The sequence below is a fragment of the Prevotella sp. khp7 genome (assembly GCF_900109055.1).
Lineage (GTDB): Bacteria > Bacteroidota > Bacteroidia > Bacteroidales > Bacteroidaceae > Prevotella.
The window spans coordinates 369254-387742 of record NZ_FOIV01000001.1 but is presented as its reverse complement, the minus strand read 5'-3'; the positions used below and the strand labels follow the sequence as shown (position 1 = coordinate 387742).

16 protein-coding genes and 2 tRNA genes are annotated in these 18489 nt (G+C 45.3%); 11 read left to right on the top strand and 7 right to left on the bottom strand.

Annotated features, from left to right (window positions below):
- Positions 1-453: 453 nt before the first annotated feature.
- The gene (locus BMX82_RS01685) at positions 454-2889 is read left to right on the top strand and encodes an ATP-dependent helicase (RefSeq protein ID WP_091765495.1); all 2436 of its coding nucleotides are present in this window, start codon (positions 454-456) and stop codon (positions 2887-2889) included.
- A gap of 4 nt (positions 2890-2893) precedes the next feature.
- On the opposite strand, the gene BMX82_RS01680 is transcribed toward BMX82_RS01685, so the two are convergent.
- From BMX82_RS01680 to recQ, 4 genes are all read right to left on the bottom strand, one after another.
- Positions 2894-3022, bottom strand: a complete 129-nt coding sequence (locus BMX82_RS01680) for a hypothetical protein (RefSeq protein ID WP_036912506.1) — start codon at positions 3020-3022, stop codon at positions 2894-2896.
- Positions 3023-3025: 3 nt separating this feature from the next.
- Positions 3026-4438: a DUF4270 domain-containing protein gene (locus BMX82_RS01675; RefSeq protein ID WP_177171985.1), complete on the bottom strand. Its 1413-nt coding sequence runs from the start codon at positions 4436-4438 to the stop codon at positions 3026-3028.
- 60 nt (positions 4439-4498) lie between these two features.
- Entirely contained in the window at positions 4499-5329 is an 831-nt protein-coding gene (locus BMX82_RS01670; RefSeq protein WP_036912501.1) for a glycogen/starch synthase, read from the bottom strand.
- Between the two features lie 146 nt (positions 5330-5475).
- Positions 5476-7296, bottom strand: a complete 1821-nt coding sequence (gene recQ / locus BMX82_RS01665) for a DNA helicase RecQ (protein WP_231622214.1) — start codon at positions 7294-7296, stop codon at positions 5476-5478.
- A 105-nt stretch (positions 7297-7401) separates the two neighbouring features.
- Between recQ and BMX82_RS01660 the strand changes: the two genes are divergently transcribed.
- The 9 genes from BMX82_RS01660 (at position 7402) to BMX82_RS01620 (ending at position 16525) form a co-directional block, all read left to right on the top strand.
- Complete coding sequence (locus tag BMX82_RS01660) at positions 7402-7854, top strand: helix-turn-helix domain-containing protein (RefSeq protein WP_036912499.1); 453 nt, start codon at positions 7402-7404, stop codon at positions 7852-7854.
- 14 nt (positions 7855-7868) lie between these two features.
- Positions 7869-9821, top strand: a complete 1953-nt coding sequence (locus BMX82_RS01655) for a dipeptidyl-peptidase 3 family protein (protein ID WP_091765488.1) — start codon at positions 7869-7871, stop codon at positions 9819-9821.
- A 10-nt stretch (positions 9822-9831) separates the two neighbouring features.
- A complete protein-coding gene (locus BMX82_RS01650; RefSeq protein WP_036912493.1) occupies positions 9832-10446 on the top strand; it encodes a DNA alkylation repair protein in 615 nt (204 codons plus the stop codon).
- A 60-nt stretch (positions 10447-10506) separates the two neighbouring features.
- Positions 10507-11025 carry a Fur family transcriptional regulator gene (locus BMX82_RS01645; RefSeq protein WP_036912490.1) on the top strand — a complete coding sequence of 173 codons (519 nt, stop codon included), beginning with the start codon at positions 10507-10509 and terminating at the stop codon, positions 11023-11025.
- Positions 11026-11027: 2 nt separating this feature from the next.
- Positions 11028-12299 carry an adenylosuccinate synthase gene (locus BMX82_RS01640; RefSeq protein WP_036912488.1) on the top strand — a complete coding sequence of 424 codons (1272 nt, stop codon included), beginning with the start codon at positions 11028-11030 and terminating at the stop codon, positions 12297-12299.
- Positions 12300-12302: 3 nt separating this feature from the next.
- Positions 12303-13667: a histidine--tRNA ligase gene (gene hisS, locus BMX82_RS01635; RefSeq protein ID WP_091765485.1), complete on the top strand. Its 1365-nt coding sequence runs from the start codon at positions 12303-12305 to the stop codon at positions 13665-13667.
- Positions 13664-14488, top strand: coding sequence for a rhamnogalacturonan acetylesterase (locus tag BMX82_RS01630; RefSeq protein ID WP_231622213.1), 825 nt, complete (start codon positions 13664-13666; stop codon positions 14486-14488). The genes hisS and BMX82_RS01630 overlap by 4 nt, the downstream gene beginning before the upstream one ends.
- Before the next feature lie 119 nt (positions 14489-14607).
- Positions 14608-15165, top strand: a complete 558-nt coding sequence (locus BMX82_RS01625; protein ID WP_036912480.1) for an NADH peroxidase — start codon at positions 14608-14610, stop codon at positions 15163-15165.
- 40 nt (positions 15166-15205) lie between these two features.
- Positions 15206-16525, top strand: a complete 1320-nt coding sequence (locus BMX82_RS01620) for a right-handed parallel beta-helix repeat-containing protein (protein WP_143058292.1) — start codon at positions 15206-15208, stop codon at positions 16523-16525.
- Here the strand turns inward: BMX82_RS01620 and BMX82_RS01615 are convergent.
- The gene (locus BMX82_RS01615; protein ID WP_036912477.1) at positions 16522-16995 is read right to left on the bottom strand and encodes a cytidine deaminase; all 474 of its coding nucleotides are present in this window, start codon (positions 16993-16995) and stop codon (positions 16522-16524) included. The genes BMX82_RS01620 and BMX82_RS01615 overlap by 4 nt on opposite strands.
- A gap of 75 nt (positions 16996-17070) precedes the next feature.
- Between BMX82_RS01615 and BMX82_RS01610 the strand changes: the two genes are divergently transcribed.
- Complete coding sequence (locus BMX82_RS01610; RefSeq protein WP_091765478.1) at positions 17071-17982, top strand: glucosaminidase domain-containing protein; 912 nt, start codon at positions 17071-17073, stop codon at positions 17980-17982.
- A 333-nt stretch (positions 17983-18315) separates the two neighbouring features.
- On the opposite strand, the gene BMX82_RS01605 is transcribed toward BMX82_RS01610, so the two are convergent.
- Positions 18316-18386: transfer RNA gene (locus BMX82_RS01605), tRNA-Gly, on the bottom strand.
- Between the two features lie 30 nt (positions 18387-18416).
- Positions 18417-18489 (bottom strand) — tRNA-Thr (locus tag BMX82_RS01600).

Sequence of the window (18489 nt, the reverse complement as noted above, 5' to 3'; positions counted from 1 at the left end):
ATTCTACTTTTTGGTTTATTAATTATTTAGTTGATAATAACTGGCTACAAAGGTACAGCAAAAAAATGAGACTACCAAATTTTAATCGCTCAAAAAAGTTAAATTTCGTGTCATTCTCATAAATCGGGCGTAATTGCTGCAGTTGTTGCAGTGTTGCAGTTGTTTGTAAGAGTGGCGCATCCCCAAAAGTAATGTCTATATATTATATATATTATATATATATAAATATATAGAATTAATTTTTCACTTTTCCACTTCATGATTCGAACTGCAACACTGCAACAACTGCAGCAAACGCCATTTCTGTATAGATGTAATAAAGTGATAACTGTGTGATTATTATAAGAATACGGATGAAAGCAGGAGTTTCCACGCCAGAAAGTGATACTTTCATCGGATGAAAGCCTTCTTGAGTCATTTGGTGGTTTCGAATTATTTTCGTAACTTTGCATCGTGAACACAGATATATTACAACAACTGAATGATAGCCAACGTGTTGCGGTTGAATACTGCGACGGAGCGAGTCTTGTTATTGCTGGTGCAGGGTCGGGTAAAACCCGTGTCCTGACGTATAAAATCGCGTGGCTGTTAGAGCAGGGAATGAACCCCTGGCAGATATTAGCATTGACGTTTACCAACAAGGCGGCGCGTGAAATGAAGGAGCGTATAGGCCGTTTGGTGGGCAGCGAGCAAGCCAGATATCTGCAAATGGGTACTTTTCACAGCGTTTTCGCACGCATTTTGAGGGCTGAAGCCGAGCATTTGGGTTATAATTCCAACTTTACCATCTACGACCAGAGCGACGCCCGTTCACTGGTGAAAACAATCATCAAGGAGATGGGACTCGACGATAAAGTCTATAAGCCTTCATCGGTGGCCGACCGTATCTCCATGGCAAAGAACCACTTACTGCTGCCTCAGCAGTATCAGCAGAGCTCATGGGCCAGCGATGACGCTGCTCAGAAGCGCCCTCAGGTGTCACACATATATATAAGGTACGCGGAGAGATGCCGTCAGGCTAATGCGATGGATTTCGATGATTTGTTGGTTCAGACGTGGGTTCTGTTTGAAAAACATGAGGAAATCCGCCAGAAATATGTCGAGAAGTTCCATTTTGTGCTCGTAGATGAGTATCAGGATACTAACTTTGCGCAGCAGGCCATTGTCTATCAGTTGACAAAAGAGCGCCAGCGTGTGTGCGTGGTAGGCGACGATGCCCAGAGCATCTACTCGTTCAGAGGTGCCAATATCGACAATATCCTGAACTTTCAGAGTCAGTATACCGATGCAAAACTATTCAAGCTTGAGCAGAACTATCGCTCAACGCAGTTGATTGTTCAGGCCGCCAACTCGCTGATTCGCCGTAACGAACGGCAGATTCCGAAGAACGTGTTCTCGAAAAACGAGCATGGTGAGCGCTTGCAACTGAAACCTGCCTATTCGGATAGGGAAGAAGCGCTGATCGTGACGCAGGACATTAAGCGCATCCGGCGTCAGGACGGGTGTAACTGGAGCGACTTTGCCATCCTGTATCGCACCAACTCGCAGAGCCGTAGCTTCGAGGAGCAGATGCGTAAGGATAACATCCCATATCGTATCTATGGCGGACTGAGTTTCTATCAGCGCAAGGAAATCAAGGACGTGATTGCCTATTTCCGTCTTATTGCCAATCCTAACGACGAAGAGGCTTTTAAGCGTATTGTCAACTATCCGGCACGTGGCATCGGTGATACAACGGTAGGGAAAATCATTCAGACGGCGCAGACCTATGGCGTCAGTCTGTGGCAGGTAATAAAGGAACCTGTACTCTTCCCGATGGATGTGAACAAGGGGACGATGACCAAGATTCAGGCTTTCCGCGAACTGATAGAGGGCTGGATAGGCAGACTGCAGACGGAGGATGCTTACGCTCTCGGTCACGACATCATCATGAACTCGGGCATTAGTAAGGATATCTATAGCGGTCGTAATCCTGAGGACATCTCGCGCCAGGAGAACCTTGAAGAGTTCCTCTCGGGCATGCAGGATTTCGTGGAGAGTCGCCGCGAGGAGGATATGGGTGAGCAGGTTTATCTGACTGACTTCCTGCAGGAAGTGGCTTTGTTGACCGACCTTGACAGTGATGACGGCGATTCAAATGATAAGGTGACGCTGATGACCGTCCATTCGGCTAAGGGCTTGGAATTCCCGACGGTGTTTGTGGTCGGACTAGAGGAAAACATCTTCCCCAGTCCTATGTGCACCAACTCGATGCGCGAGCTCGAGGAAGAGCGCCGACTGCTCTATGTAGCCATCACGCGAGCAGAGAAGCATTGTATACTGACATGCGCGCAGAACCGTTTCCGCTATGGCCGCATGGAGTATGACACGCCTTCACGCTTCATCCGTGATATTGACTCTGACTTGCTGGAAGTGCATTCTGAAGCGGGTGGGGGTGAAAGTATATTCGGCTCGGCTAGTCGTAAGGCTTATAACCGATATGATGGCGGTGCCTATGGTACAGGTAATACTGGCGGATATAGCAGGAATACACGAGGCTATGAGAGCGAGGCTCCTGAGTGGATGCAGAATCCGAGGCCTGTGGCTACCCAGTTCAAGGCCGATCCCAAGCCGAGAGCCGTTGCTCCCAGGCGTCCTGAGAAGCCTGTTGACCCCTTTGGCCCCAACTTCAAACGTCTGCATCAGGCTGTGGCACCGAGACCATTGGCAACAGCCCCGAGTGTCAGTGATTTGCATGAAGGATGTAGGATTGAGCATCAACGCTTTGGTATTGGAGAGGTGATAAGAATAGAAGGTACGGGCGAGAATACCAAGGCGACCGTACAATTCCGTAATGCGGGCACCAAGCAGTTGTTGCTGAAGTTTGCCAAGTTCAAGGTTATCGGATAAGAAATTAGAGCGCCTCATCAACGGGGCGCTCTAATTTCTTATTTATCTTTGGCAGATGTTTCTTCTTTCGGAGCCAGGCTTCTTTGCGTGCCTCGTACTCCTCATGATGTTTCTCTAAGAATCCGTCAGCCATATCTTATTTCTCCTTAAATCGGGCGTAAATCACTTTCATTTCGATAGGATTACCGTCACCTCCTACCAACTTCGTACTCGAAAGTCCCATCTGGTTAGCTATTGCTGTAACCGTAGGACTTCTGTTTTTGTCGTATGTGATAGTTGCAGCAAGGGGGACGAGTACGGCCTTGTTCCAATCAGGATGCTTTGCCACCCAGTTCGGATCGCTCTTCAATCCCTCTGCCTTGTTCTTAGCCATCAGGGTGATGAGATTGCCGATGTTGCTGAATGAATAGGCGTTTGCCGACAAACCAGCCATATAGGAACTGGTGTAGTTGTATATAGTCTGGGTCTCAAAGAATGTGTTCAGACTGTCTTTCTGCACCATCAGAATATAGTCAGGAGTGTTCAGCGGGTATTGTGTGCTGATGTTGCTGTTTTGTCTGTTGAAGTTAATGCTTACGGAGAGCAGTGAGTCTTTTGTATGTGCCTGACTGATCTCGTCAACTGGCAATGTAACCTCTGTGAAAATGCCTGCGGGCGCTTTCAGGTAAGTACAGCTCTTATCGTTAACCAGTCGCTGCAAGGCTGCATTGTCGTTAACCACCCTTGTGGTTCGAAGCACCTCGGGAGTCGACGAGAGGAAGAGAGAACCGTAATATACGGTGGTGTCAGCCTGATAGTGGAAATACATATTAATATCTATTTCCGAAATCTTTGCCATTACTCCAAGACCGTCGTTCACCTCGAAATAGAAGCCTGGACACACGTTGTTGACGAATGTGTATACGTTCTTGAAATACTCAGGGTGATCGTAGTAACTGCGAAGCACATAAGTGCCGTAGTTGTTGTATGTCTTGCCGCTCTTGTCGGTATAAGGATCGTTCAATCCGACAATGGAATAGTCGGTATAGCCATTGGTATTGCGCAGACTGTCTTTGACGGTAAGATTTGCCAACGAGAATGCCATGCTTTTCTTCAGTCCGTCTTCTCTGATGTAACCCTCGCTGATGGGATCGAAGTTGCTGTAGTATGTCTTCGCGTCGCTCATGGGTTTACTCAGCTCCTTGATATTGATCTTCATCGGAGTGAGTGAGTCGCCATAGCACTTTGAACGGTCGAATATCAGCCATATCTCACAAGAGTCGGCTGCGATATCACCATCGTATGAGCCGAGTATTTTACTGCGGTCAGGCATAACCATATCCTCCAGTATGTTGAACTGGGTCATGAACTCACTCTTCACATAGGCACCTGTTTCAGGGTCTTTCACCCTGCCGAAGTAGCAGTCAAAGTGCTTTGAATAGACAGAGTCGACTTGTATAGAGCGGCTGGTAGCGCTGAAAACGCCCGTCGTTACCTCTAATTTATCCGTCTCATCGGTCAGTGACTGTCCGATGCCTTCTGTATCTTCACTACAAGAGAGTATTGCCATTGCAGTAAAAGCAATCGCTGTTATCCATTTACATTTCATGTGTCGAGGTATTCTATATTTTTAATCTTCTTCTACTTCTGGCTGCTCTTCAGGAAACAGCTGGTTGTAGAAATTCTCATATGAGTCGGCAAAGTCCTCTTGATAGTCAAGTACGGGGATGTTCTTGCCAGCTGCATATTTCAGCAACTTCTGATCGACTTTCTGATCGGCTTGTATCACGCCGTCGCTGTAATCGATGGCCAGCTTGCTCAACTCGTTGAAATCGAATTCGTTCTTATAGTCCTTCAGTAACTCTGCTTTGGCCTCACGGAACTCAAGGCATTCTTTGAAATTCTCGCCAAGGTCCTTGTCGATGTTCTTCTCAAAGAGCGATGTTACAACCTTTGCTTCTGCAAACGAAGGCTCATCGTGATAAGCGGTCTTGACATAGAGAGGCACAACGGCGCTCATCCATCCCTGACAGTGAATGATATCGGGCACCCAACGCAGTTTCTTGACTGTCTCCAATACGCCACGTGCAAAGAATATAGCGCGCTCACCATTGTCAAGATAATCTTCGCCATTCTCGTCTTTTGCCATCAGACGTTTGCCGAAATAATCGTCGTTATCAATGAAATAAACCTGAATTCTGGCTGACTGAATCGATGCCACCTTAATAATCAGTGGGTGATCAGTATCATTAATGATAAGGTTCATACCTGACAGTCGGATAACTTCATGCAACTGTCCGCGACGCTCATTGATGATTCCCCATTTGGGCATGAACGTACGGATTTCATGACTCTGCTCTTGCATAGCCTGTGGAACACCCTTACCCATCAGCGACAATGAGCTGTCAGGTACATAAGGAGAGATCTCCTGATTAATGAATAATATCTTTTTCTTTGCCATCTTTGGTAATTTTGCCCTGCAAATTTACAAAATTCTCTTCACAAAACCGCTATAAATCATCAGTTTTTAGCAAAAAGTGACACTTTTAGGCTGATTTTTTAGTTTATTTTCCCCTTTTTCCATAAAACAAGGTGTAAAAAAGCACGTTAGACGTATTTCTGTATGAGTGCAACGAAACGGTTTCCATACTTCTGCTTCTTGTGTTCTCCTATGCCTGAAATATGACCGAATTGTTCAAGGGTGGTGGGCTTGATGGTGGCTAGCGAATGGAGCACTTTGTCGTTGAAAATGATGTAGGGTGGAAATCCTTCTTCATTAGCGCATGTTGCACGTAAAACACGCAGGGCTTCGAAAAGCTTAGGGTCTTCGACGCCAGTGGTTGGTGGAAGACCAGGAATGGTGATTGTGGGAATCTCCAGTTTCAGCTTTCGCTTCTTCGGTTCTTCCTTAGTACTGTGGTCGACCACGCATAGTGAGGCCTCTTTCCGTCCATAGAGCACATCGTTGCCGATATCTGTTATCTTTACCTTGTTGCCGTCGTTGTAAGCAATCTCGATGAATCCCATCTGCAGCATCTGTAACAGATAATCCTGCCAGTCGTTCAATGAGACGTCTTTCCCTACACCGAAAGTCTTTAGTTTGTCATATCCGTTGCGCTCGACAGTTGGCGAACGCATGCCTTTCAGGATCTCTATGATGGTGGCTATGCGTATCTTTTCGTCAGAGCGCTTAGCAGCGCTGAGAGCCATTTGTACATAGCGTGTGCCGTCGAATCGCTGGGGCGGATTCTCGCAAACATCGCAGTTGCCGCAGTCGTGATCGGTCTGCTCGCTGAAATAGTTTAATAAAATGCGGCGTCGGCACACATTTGATTCTGCATATTCCTGCATGCGCTTCAATTTGTCCATATTGACGTCCTGTTGCCCGCTTTGCTTGGCAAATTCGGTGAGTTGTACAATGTCTGCCAATGAGTAGAACAGAATGGTTTCTGCTGGAGCACCATCTCTGCCTGCACGCCCTATTTCCTGATAGAAACTCTCAATGCTTTTCGGCATGTTGTAATGTATCACCCAGCGCACGTTACTCTTGTCGATTCCCATGCCAAAAGCGATGGTGGCGCATACCACCAGTAACTGGTCGTTCTTGAACTGTTCCTGAGTCTGACTGCGCTCAAGTGGAGAAAGTCCTGCGTGATAAGGAGCGGCGTTGATGCCTTTCTTCCTTAAATCGGCTGCCACTTTCTCTGTAGTCTTTCTGCTCAGACAATAGATGATACCTGCATCAAAAGGACGCGCCTTGATGAAGTTTAGAATGAAATGCATCTTGTCGGCGGCTTTATAGCCTCGTTTGACGCAAAGACTCAGGTTTGGGCGGTCAAAACTTGATATGAATTCACGGGCATTCTTTAATTTGAGCTGCTCAATGATGTCATGCCTTGTGATCTTGTCGGCTGTAGCCGTAAGAGCCATGATGGGTGTGTTGGGGAACTTCTCTCTGAGAATGCCCAACTGCGTATATTCTGGTCGGAAATCGTGTCCCCACTGACTGATACAATGAGCCTCGTCAATAGCAAATAATGATACTTCTATATGGCTTATCAGGTAGTCTAATTCTGCTAAGAGCTTTTCTGGCGAAATGTAAAGAAGCTTTAGACTCCCGGCCAGGCATTTTCTTCGTATTACAAGGTCTATTGCCGGGTCGTTCCCACTGTTAAGTGCTTCAGCCTCAATTCCATTGGCCCGTAAGGTTTCAACCTGATCCTTCATGAGACTGATAAGTGGTGAGATGATAATGGCTGTACCTTTCATGGTCAATGCGGGAATCTGATAGCAGATACTTTTGCCCCCTCCAGTAGGCATGAGAACCAGAGCGTCGCAGCCATTTGTGACATGTCTGATTATTTCCTCCTGATTTTGCCTGAATGAATTATATCCGAAATAGCACCTAAGTGCTTCAAAAATGTCCATATTCTTTAATTTTTGTACAAAGTTAGTTATTTTTTTTGAAAATCCTTTGCACCTATTGGTATTTTTTGTAAATTTGCACATAAATAAATTTAAAAGCGATCACAGATGGCTAAGTACAACATTACAGAAAAGAAAGAAAAAGAGGCTGCCTACAGAAGTCTGGTTAGTCCTCACATGATGGACGAGATGCAAGAAAAGATTATGAACATCATCGTCATGCAGAAGAAGTATCGTGACAAGGAATACTCTGCAAAGAAACTGGCAGAAGATCTTGGCACCAACACAAGGTACATCTCGGCTGTTGTCAATGTGCGTTTTCATATGAACTATACTTCATTTGTCAATAAATACCGCATTGACGAAGCCATGAGTATATTGGTAGACAAGCGTTATCAGGATCTTCGTATGGAGGAGGTCAGCGATATGGTTGGCTTTGCAAACCGCCAGTCGTTCTATGCTTCGTTCTATCGTATTGTGGGCACTACACCTCGTGAGTATCGTCTGCAGCACTTGAGACAACATCCCGCTATGAAGGTTAAGAATGTCCGTAAGGGTTAAGGAGGCATTGTCGCGTGGGTTTTAATTATCAGGATGAGCGATTTGCTGATTTGCAGTTGCTCAGATACCGTTTGAACGGCTTTGAAAGACTTTCTGTTCAGCAGAAAGTCTTAGTTTATTATTTATCTCAGGCAACTTTGTATGGAAGAGATATCACTTTCGATCAGTTTGGTAAGTATAATCTCCGCATAAGGAAGTTGCTTGAAGTGGTTTATTGTGATCTTACCATTCCACATGATACCGATGAGTTCCGCGCTTTAGAGATATATCTGAAGCGTGTTTGGTTTTCAAGCGGCATCTATCATCATTATGGGTGCGAGAAGTTCAGACCAGGATTCAGCGCAGCGTATCTTCATAACGCTATACGGTGTGTAGATGCCCGTAAACTCCCTTTGAAAGAAGGGGAGAGTATTGATGAGATGTGTGAAGAGTTATTCCCTGTCATCTTTGATGAAACGGTGCTTCCTAAACGGGTCAATAAAACTGATGGTGAAGATTTGATATTGACTTCGGCCTGTCATTTTTATGATGGTGGTGTTACGCAACAGGAGGCTGAGGCTTTCTATGAGCGGATGAAACAGGAACAGGCTGATTCAAAGACACCTTCTTCTTATGGTTTGAATTCAACATTGGTTAAGGAGAATGGTGAAATAAAGGAGTTGGTGTGGTCGGCTAATGGCAGATATGCTAATGCTATTCGCCATATTGTATATTGGCTTGAAAAAGCACTATCTGTAGCGGAGAACGAACAACAGAGGAAGGTTATTTCTATACTTATAAGCTATTATAAGACAGGCGATTTACAAACTTTTAATGAATATTGCATTGAATGGTTGAAAGACCATGATTCCACGATTGATTTTATCAATGGTTTCATCGAAGTGTATGGTGATCCGCTGGGATTAAAGGGCTCATGGGAAGGTCTTGTTGAATATATCGACGAAGAGGCGACTCATCGCACCAGAACCATCAGTAATAATGCCCAGTGGTTTGAGGATCATTCACCTGTCGATGCCCGTTTCCGCAAACCTGTTGTAAAGGGTGTGTCGGCCAATGTTATTTGCGCTGCTATGCTCGGTGGTGATGAATATCCGTCAACGGCTATCGGCATCAATCTGCCTAATGCTGACTGGATACGGGCTGAATACGGCAGTAAGAGTATTACCATCAGCAATATCACTGATGCTTATAATAAAGCCGCTCATGGTAATGGCTTTAAAGAAGAGTTTGTCATCGATGCTGAGATGCTTAGCCTAATAGATAAATATGGTGACGTTTGCGATGACCTGCATACCGATTTGCATGAATGTTTAGGACACGGGAGCGGACAATTGCTTCCTGGCGTTGATCCTGATGCGTTGAAGGCCTATGGCAACACGATAGAAGAGGCGAGAGCAGACCTTTTCGGCTTGTACTATATTGCAGACAAGAAACTGGTGGAGCTTGGTCTGACGCCCGATGAGGAGGCGTATAAGTCGCAATATTATACTTATATGATGAATGGCTTGATGACACAGCTGATTCGTATCACTCCCGGTAATCAGATAGAAGAGGCTCACATGCGTAATCGTGCCTTGATCGCTCATTGGTGTTATGAGAACAGCGATGTTGTACGTCTGAAGAAACGCGACGGAAAGACCTATGTTGAAATCGTTGATTTTGAAGAACTCCGTCGTCTCTTTGCTCGTTTGTTGGCTGAAATTCAGCGTATCAAGAGCGAAGGTGACTTTGAAGCCGCTCGTCAGTTGGTGGAGCATTATGCCGTGAAGGTTGATCCCGAACTGCATCAGGAGGTTTTGGAACGCTATAAGAAACTGGGGCTGGCGCCGTATAAAGGTTTCATTAATCCTCAGATGTTGCCTGTATACGATGAAAACGGGAATATCTGTGATATTCAGTTGGACTACGGTGAGAGCTATGCCCATCAGATGCTTCGTTATAGCACAGAGTATGGTACCTTAATATAAACAATGTCAGATGGATATTAATACAACAATAAAGGAAATCAAACAATCGTTTCGTCTGATGATGGATGGAGCGGTTGCAAAGTCAATGCGTGATAAAGGCCTTGACTATAAACTCAATTGGGGAGCAACCCTGCCACGACTTCGGGAAAAAGCTGATGAAATCGGTAAGAATTACGATTTGGCTATTGCTCTGTGGAAAGAAAATGTACGCGAATGTAAGATATTGGCCACCATGATTATGCCAGCAGATCGTATGTTGTCGGAGGTCGTTGATATTTGGATGGAACAGACTCCGACCCAGGAGATTGCCGAACAGGCGGCTTTCAACCTCTATCAGTATTTGCCTTATGCTCCAGCTAAGGCATATACGTGGATGGCTTCAGAGAAAGAACTGTATCAGTTGTGTGGTTTCCATATCCTTTCTCGACTTTTTATGAATGGCCAAGAGCCCAATGAACGTGGCATAAATGAATTCATCGATCAGGCATTGGCGGCTCTTCAGGGTAGTAGCATTCCTGTTAAGAAAGCAGCGCTGTCTGCCGTTCAGAGATTCGCAGAACTTGGATTAGTATACGAAAGAATTGCAAAAAGTGCAATAAAACGAGCTAATTTAGATTTTTTATAAATAAACTCTCTTTCTTCTGACTGAAAATGAGTACCTTTGTGCGGTTTTCAAGGAAATCAGATGGCTATTAAGGGAAACAGAGATAATGTAATTGCCGCTGTAGAGCGTATTCTTGACAATTATCTTGAGATGAATCATCATCGCAAGACATCTGAGCGCTACAAGATTCTGAGAACCATCTATGGTATTAACGGGCATTTCACAATAGAGGAACTGAATGATTATCTGCAGGAATCTAATTTTCCTGTCAGTCGTGCTACGTTATATAATACGCTTAATCTGTTTCTTGAGTTGCGCTTGGTCACAAGACACCGTTTTCAGGGAACAACCAAGTATGAAGCCTGCTATGATAATAGCAGTCATTGCCATCAGATATGTACGATGTGCGGAAATGTAACTGAGGTTAAGTCTCAGGAGATCATTCGTGCGGTAGATAGTATGCATCTCAAGCGATTCCGCAAGGATGGCTTTACATTATATGTATATGGTGTTTGCAGCTCTTGTCAGTCGAAGATGAAGAAGCGCGCCAAGTTAGAGAAGTTAGAAAAACAGGAACATTTAAAACAGAACAAAAAATAGTTATGAACAAAGGTAAGGTAGATGTCCTGCTCGGATTGCAGTGGGGCGACGAAGGAAAAGGTAAGGTGGTCGATGTTCTGACCCCGAAGTACGATGTGGTTGCCCGTTTCCAGGGTGGTCCTAATGCTGGTCATACGCTGGAGTTTGAGGGGCAGAAATATGTGCTGCGCTCTATTCCTTCTGGTATTTTCCAAGGAGGAAAGGTGAACATTATCGGTAATGGCGTCGTTTTGGCCCCAGACCTCTTTATGGATGAGGCTAAGGCACTGGAGGCAAGTGGTCACGATTTGCATTCACGTCTGCATATTTCTAAAAAGGCACATCTTATCATGCCTACCCATCGTGTACTCGATGCTGCTTATGAGGCTCAGAAGGGTAAGGATAAGGTTGGTACTACTGGTAAAGGCATTGGTCCTACCTATACTGATAAGATAAGTCGTAACGGTCTGCGTGTTGGTGATATTCTCGACAACTTCGAAGAAAAATATGCTAAGGCAAAGGCGCGTCATGAGGCTATTCTGAAGTCGCTTAATTTTGAATATGATATCACTGAAGTCGAGAAAAAATGGCTTGAGGGTGTTGAGTATCTCCGCCAGTTCCCCATTGTTGACTCAGAGCATGAAATTAACAACATCCTGAAGAGTGGTAAGAGCGTACTTTGCGAAGGAGCTCAGGGTACTATGCTCGATGTCGACTTCGGTAGCTATCCTTTCGTAACTTCTTCAAACACCATTTGTGCTGGAGCATGCACAGGTCTGGGTATTGGTCCCAACAAAATTGGGGATGTGTTTGGTATTATGAAAGCTTACTGCACACGTGTTGGTGCTGGTCCTTTCCCCACAGAGCTGTTTGATGAAACAGGAAAGAAGATTCGTGATCTCGGTCATGAGTATGGTGCTGTTACAGGTCGTGAGCGCCGTTGCGGATGGATTGATCTTGTTGCACTGAAATATTCTATTATGGTGAATGGCGTTACCCAGCTTATTATGATGAAAAGCGACGTACTTGATGGCTTTGATACCATTAAGGCCTGCGTAGCCTATAAGCAGAACGGCGTTGAAATCGATTATTTCCCTTATAACATCGAGGAGGGTATCGAACCTGTCTATAAGGAACTGCCAGGATGGAAGACCGACATGACAAAGTTCACTTCAGAGGATCAGTTCCCGAAAGAGTTCAGCGATTACATTGCTTTCCTTGAGAAAGAGCTCGAGACTCCTATTAAGATTATCTCTATCGGTCCTGACCGCGACCAGACAATTGTAAGAAAGTAGTAAATGGCACAGAAACCAAGTATTCCTAAAGGAACGCGCGACTTCTCTCCAATGGAGATGGCTAAGCGCAATTATATTTTTGACACCATCAAGCAGGCCTATCAGCTCTATGGCTTTCAGCAGATAGAGACCCCCGCAATGGAAACTCTCGGTACGCTGATGGGTAAGTATGGCGAGGAAGGGGATAAGTTGCTTTTCAAAGTACTTAACAGTGGTGATTATCTTTCTAAGGTGTCCGATGAGGAACTGAAGGAACGTCATGCTCTTCACTTGGCGGCTAAACTTTGTGAAAAGGGACTTCGTTATGACCTTACCGTTCCTTTCGCACGTTATGTGGTGATGCACCGCGAAGAATTGCAACTTCCATTCAAACGTTATCAGATGCAGCCTGTGTGGCGCGCAGACCGTCCTCAGAAGGGACGATATCGCGAGTTCTGGCAGTTTGATGGTGATATTGTTGGCTCAGACTCTCTCTTGAATGAGGTAGAGCTCATGCAGATTGTAGATACCGTATTCACCCGTTTTGGTGTTCGTGTTCAGATAAAGATCAACAACCGTAAGATTCTTACAGGAATAGCCGAAGTCATCGGTGCTGCAGAGAAGATTGTGGATATTACCGTAGCTATCGATAAACTCGATAAAATCGGACTCGATAATGTGAATGCTGAGCTTCGTGAGGATGGCCTTTCCGATGATCAGATTGCTAAGCTTCAGCCAATCATCACCCTTGAAGGAAGTAACGATGAGAAACTGAACACTATTGCTGAGGTGCTTGTCTCTAGCGAGGTCGGTCTGAAGGGGGTAGATGAGCTTCGCTATATCCTTGATACGCTGAAGACATTGGGCTTGAACAATGAAATTCAGCTTGACCTCACATTGGCCCGTGGTTTGAATTACTATACGGGCGCCATTTTCGAGGTTAAGGCGCTTGATGTTCCCATGGGCTCTATCCTTGGCGGTGGCCGCTATGATAACCTGACTGGTATCTTCGGAATGCCTGGCATCTCTGGTGTTGGTATCTCGTTCGGTATTGACCGTATCTTCGATGTACTTAATGCGCTCGATGCATATCCTAAGGATGCCGTTAATGGTACGCAGCTCCTGTTTATCAATTTTGGTGAGAAGGAAACGGCTTATTGCCTCCCCGCTGTGGCTAAGGCTCGTGCTGCAGGTATCCGTACGGAGATTTTCCCCGATTCATCGAAGATGAAGAAGCAGATGTCGTATGCTAATGCCAAGCAGATACCTTTTGTTGCACTGGCTGGTGAGAACGAGATGAAGGATGGAAAACTTACATTGAAGAATATGTTGACTGGCGATCAGCAACTTGTTGATGCAGAACAGCTTATCGATATTGTAAAGCAGTGAGGTCTCTTAAGAGCGTCATCATATTGACTTGTATTGTATGTGGCTTGACAGCGGCAACTAAAGACAAGAGCACAACCATCTTCGTGATAGGCGATTCCACCGCAGCTAATAAGGATACTACGGGTGGAAAAGTGGAACGGGGTTGGGCGATGATGCTTCAAGATTGTTTCGATTCCGATTATATCGTTGTAGATAACCATGCTGTGAATGGTCGCTCTTCAAAGAGTTTCCTTGAAGAAGGACGATGGGATAAAGTGCTCGAACGCATCAAACCTGGTGACTATGTCATCATCCAATTTGGTCACAACGATGAGAAGCCGAAAGCTGATCGTCATACGGATCCTGGTTCTACCTTCGACGACAATCTGGCCAGGTATGTGAGAGAAACGCGTGAAAAGGGTGGTATTCCAGTTCTCATGAATAGTGTGGTTCGCCGTAACTTTTTCGTAAAGGCTCCAGAAAATGATGATGACGAGATACTTCGCACTTCAACTTTTCTGGATGGTACTAAGATGATTGAGGGCGATTCGCTTATTGATACTCATGGACTTTATCGTATTGCTCCGAAGATTGTAGCTCAACGTATGAATTGCCATTTCATCGATGCAAATCAGATAACCCATGATCTTGAGCAAGGACTGGGTACTGAAGCGTCAAAGAAACTTCACATGTGGTTCCGCCCAGGTGAAGAACCTTCAGAACCGCAAGGCAAACAGGACAACACGCACTATAATAAATATGGTGCAAAGGTTGTTGCCAATCTTCTGGCTGACGCTCTCTGTGAAGAAGTACCTCTGTTAAACAGATATCGTAAGAAGTAAGTTTAGACATCGTATAAATAAGAATGAATTCTACAAAATACTTGTGGAATTCATTTTTTTATTGTATATTTGCAAACAGAATTTATGAGGTTTTATTTATTAACTAAACAAATACGATTATGAAGAAAAAGTTTATTTGCGCCGTTTGTGGATATATCTATGAAGGCGATGCTGCTCCCGAGAAGTGCCCAATTTGTAAAGCTCCTGCTTCAAAGTTTTCAGAACTGAAGGAAGATGGTGAAACCACATATGCTACCGTTCATCGTATTGGTGATGGTAAGCCTGAGGGTGTGTCACAGGAGATGATAGACGATCTTCGCAACCATTTCAATGGCGAGTGCGGCGAGGTTGGTATGTATCTGGCTATGGCTCGTCAGGCTGACCGTGAGGGCTATCCTGAGATTGCCGAGGCTTTCAAGCGTTATGCGTTTGAGGAGGCTGACCATGCATCTCGTTTTGCAGAGTTGCTGGGCGAATGTGTATGGGATACTAAGACTAATCTCGAGAAGCGTGCTGCTGCTGAAGCTGGTGCTTGTGAGGACAAGTTTCGTATTGCCAAGAACGCTAAGGCTGCTGGCTTTGATGCCATTCACGATACCGTTCATGAGATGGCTAAGGATGAAGCCCGTCATGGTGCTGGCTTTGCTGGCCTGCTGAAGCGCTATTTCGGTAAGTAGTCATACAATAATTCTATAGCGAATCCGTTTTATCTATACGATGAGACGGATTTTTTATTTTCTGATTATCCTACTGCTTGTGGCTTGTGCAGACGAAGACTCGTTTTCTACAAGCTCATCACTCAAGTTGTCTTTCTCGGTTGATACCCTGAAACTCGACACCGTTTTCAGCCGTACCCCTTCTTCAACATACTCTTTCTGGGTGTATAATCGCAATAATGATGGGCTCCGTTTGCAGGCTGTACGTTTGAAGCGAGGCAATCAGTCTGGCTATCGTGTGAATGTTGATGGCGTCTATCTTGATAATGCCAATGGTTCGCAGACCAGCGATGTTGAGATTCGTAAGAATGACAGTATCCTTGTTTTCGTGGAACTGACGGCACCAGAGGCTTTTCGCGAGGAGCCGACTTTGGTAGAAGACGATTTGTTGTTTGACTTGGAGAGTGGTGTAGAGCAGAAAGTGGCTTTAAGGGCTTGGACATGGGATGCCGTGAAGCTCTATTCGCCAGTCATTACGAGAGATTCTGTAATTGATTCTCGCGTACCTTATATTATATACGGCGATATGAAAGTGATGGAAGGCGTCAAACTTACCATTCGAAATACTACACTTTATTTTCACGATGGTTCGGGTTTAGAGGTCTATGGCAGCCTGAACACAGAGAATTGTCTGATGCGAGGTGATCGCCTCGACCGTATGTTCTCTTATCTGCCTTACGATCGTGTTAGCGGTCAGTGGAAGGGAGTTCGCTTTTATGCCTCTTCCACAGACAATATACTGATTAATACCGAAATCCGTAATCCTGAAAACGGTATCGTCTGTGATTCTGAAGTTGTAGATGACACCGCCCATCTTATAATGATGCAGTGTGTGGTCCATAATTGTAAGGGCTCGGGAGTAGAGTTGAAACATACTCGTGCACTTCTGGAGAGATGTCAGCTCACAAACACCTTAGGGCCTTGTTTGTCGATATCGGGTGGTGAGGTAGATATTAAAAACTGTACTATTGGTCAGTTCTATCCTTTCTCTGCCAATCGAGGTGCAGCACTTTTCCTTTCAAATCAAGATTCGCCTTTACGTCGTTTCGCTTGTGAAGCGAGTATCATCACAGGTTATGAAGATGATGTGGTGCTGGGCTCTCAGAAAAACGATGATACGCCGTTTGTCTATCATTTCAGTAATAGTCTGCTTCGTACGCCAAAGGTAGAAGACGCGGAGCATTACGAGCAGATTATCTGGGAATCATCCAGCGACTCTATACAAGGTACGAAACATTTTGTGACAATCGACGAAGATAATCTGTATTACGATTTCCATCTCTTGCCTCAATCGCCAGCTGTAGGATTAGGATGCTATTAGAACTCAGAGAATGTGAGCGGCATCAGTTTTCTGATTCCATCAATCACATAGATGTGCTTCTGCCCGTAGAGTAAGATGCGGATAGGGCCTCCTGCACGCGTTTCCGACTCGATAATCACCTGGCGACAACTTCCACAAGGACCAACAGGCTCTTCTACTAACTTCCCATTTGTTCCTCGAGCGGCAATCGCCAGCATTCTTACAGGAACGTCTGGATATTGGGCGCCTGCGGCAAACAACGCCGTACGCTCAGCACAAAGTCCCGAGGGATAAGCAGCATTTTCCTGATTACATCCTATAATCTCCACACCGTTGTCAAGTCTGACACCAGCGCCAACGTGAAACTTTGAGTAGGGGGCATAGCTGCGGTTTGTGCCTTCAATGGCCAGCTCAATCAAATGCTGCTCTTCTTGAGTCAATTCCTCCATCTGGCAGACTTTGATGACTGATTTCAGTTCGAGTTCCTTCATAAAAATCGTTATTTTTCGGCAAATTTACGAATAATTCAAGAGAAATCACTACTTTTGCAGAGAAATATCAGGTCTATGAGGAAATTTTTTATAACTACTGCTTTATTCTTGGCCTTGGGTGCTTCTGCCCAGGTGCGATGGAATCAGGCTTATCAGCAATATATCGACCAATATAAGGATATCGCCATCGAGCAGATGCAGCGATATAAGATTCCTGCTTCTATTACGCTGGCTCAAGGTCTTCTTGAGAGTGGGGCGGGGCGTAGTGAACTTACCCGTAAGGCTAACAACCACTTTGGAATTAAGTGCCATAATGATTGGACGGGGCCAACCAGCTATCATGACGACGATGCTCGTGGTGAGTGTTTTCGAGCCTATAGCTCAGCCTATGAGTCTTACGAGGATCATTCCCGTTTCCTTGCAGGCAGTCGCCGCTATAGTCAGCTGTTCCAGCTGGGCGTTACCGATTATAAAGGGTGGGCGCGAGGTTTGAAAGCCGCAGGCTATGCTACCAATCCTCAGTATGCCAATAAACTGATAGAGATAATCCAGTTTTATAAGCTCGACCAGTACGATAATGCCAAGGGCTACGATAAGTTTATGTCGCAGCGCACTAAGGATCAGCAGATTAATGGTGCCAGTCTGCATATCATCCGTATCTTCAACAAGAACTACTATCTTGTAGCTCGTCGTGGTGACACTTTTAAGACTATAGGTCAGGAAATAGGCATCAGCTATCGTAAGATTGCCAGATACAACGAGCGAAACAGAAAGGACCAGCTTGAAGAGGGTGAGATTATCTGGCTGAAGAAGAAGCAGAAGAAAGCGCCTAAGGATTATAAGGGGCGTCTGCATTATGTTCAGCCTGGCGAGTCTATGTACTCTATCTCCCAGAAGTATGGCATCCGCCTGAAGAGCCTTTATAAGCTGAACCATTTGGAGCCCGACCATCAGATATTTGTTGGCGAAGGCCTCCGACTGAGATAACGATGGCAATCTGCCAAAGTGGGTGGTGCCCACTCGTGGTAAAACATTGCCACAATGCGACTCGGAATAATGCCGTCTTTGTAAACAGACGACTAGAAAGTCCTATCCAAACACCAGGTTTGTGACGTCTAAACTCCCAGTTAGTCGTAAGGAAACTCCTAGTTAGTCGTAAGGAAACTCCCAGTTAGTCGTAAGGAAACTGCTAGTTAGTCGTAAGGAAACTCCCAAACACCATAAAAACGCCTCTCTGTTTCTCTAGATTGAGCAGACAGAGAGGCGCTTTTTTAAGCATGCTTTCTTTACATTGTGGTTGAATCGAGCCACCCTCGGAAGAGCGGAATACGGGAATCGAACCCGCCTCCCAGGCTTGGGAAGCCCGTGCACTACCGATGTGCTAATTCCGCAATAAATAAAGTTTCTGATTATTCCTTATGAGCCGATACCCGGACTCGAACCGGGGACCCACGCATTACGAATGCGTTGCTCTACCAACTGAGCCATATCGGC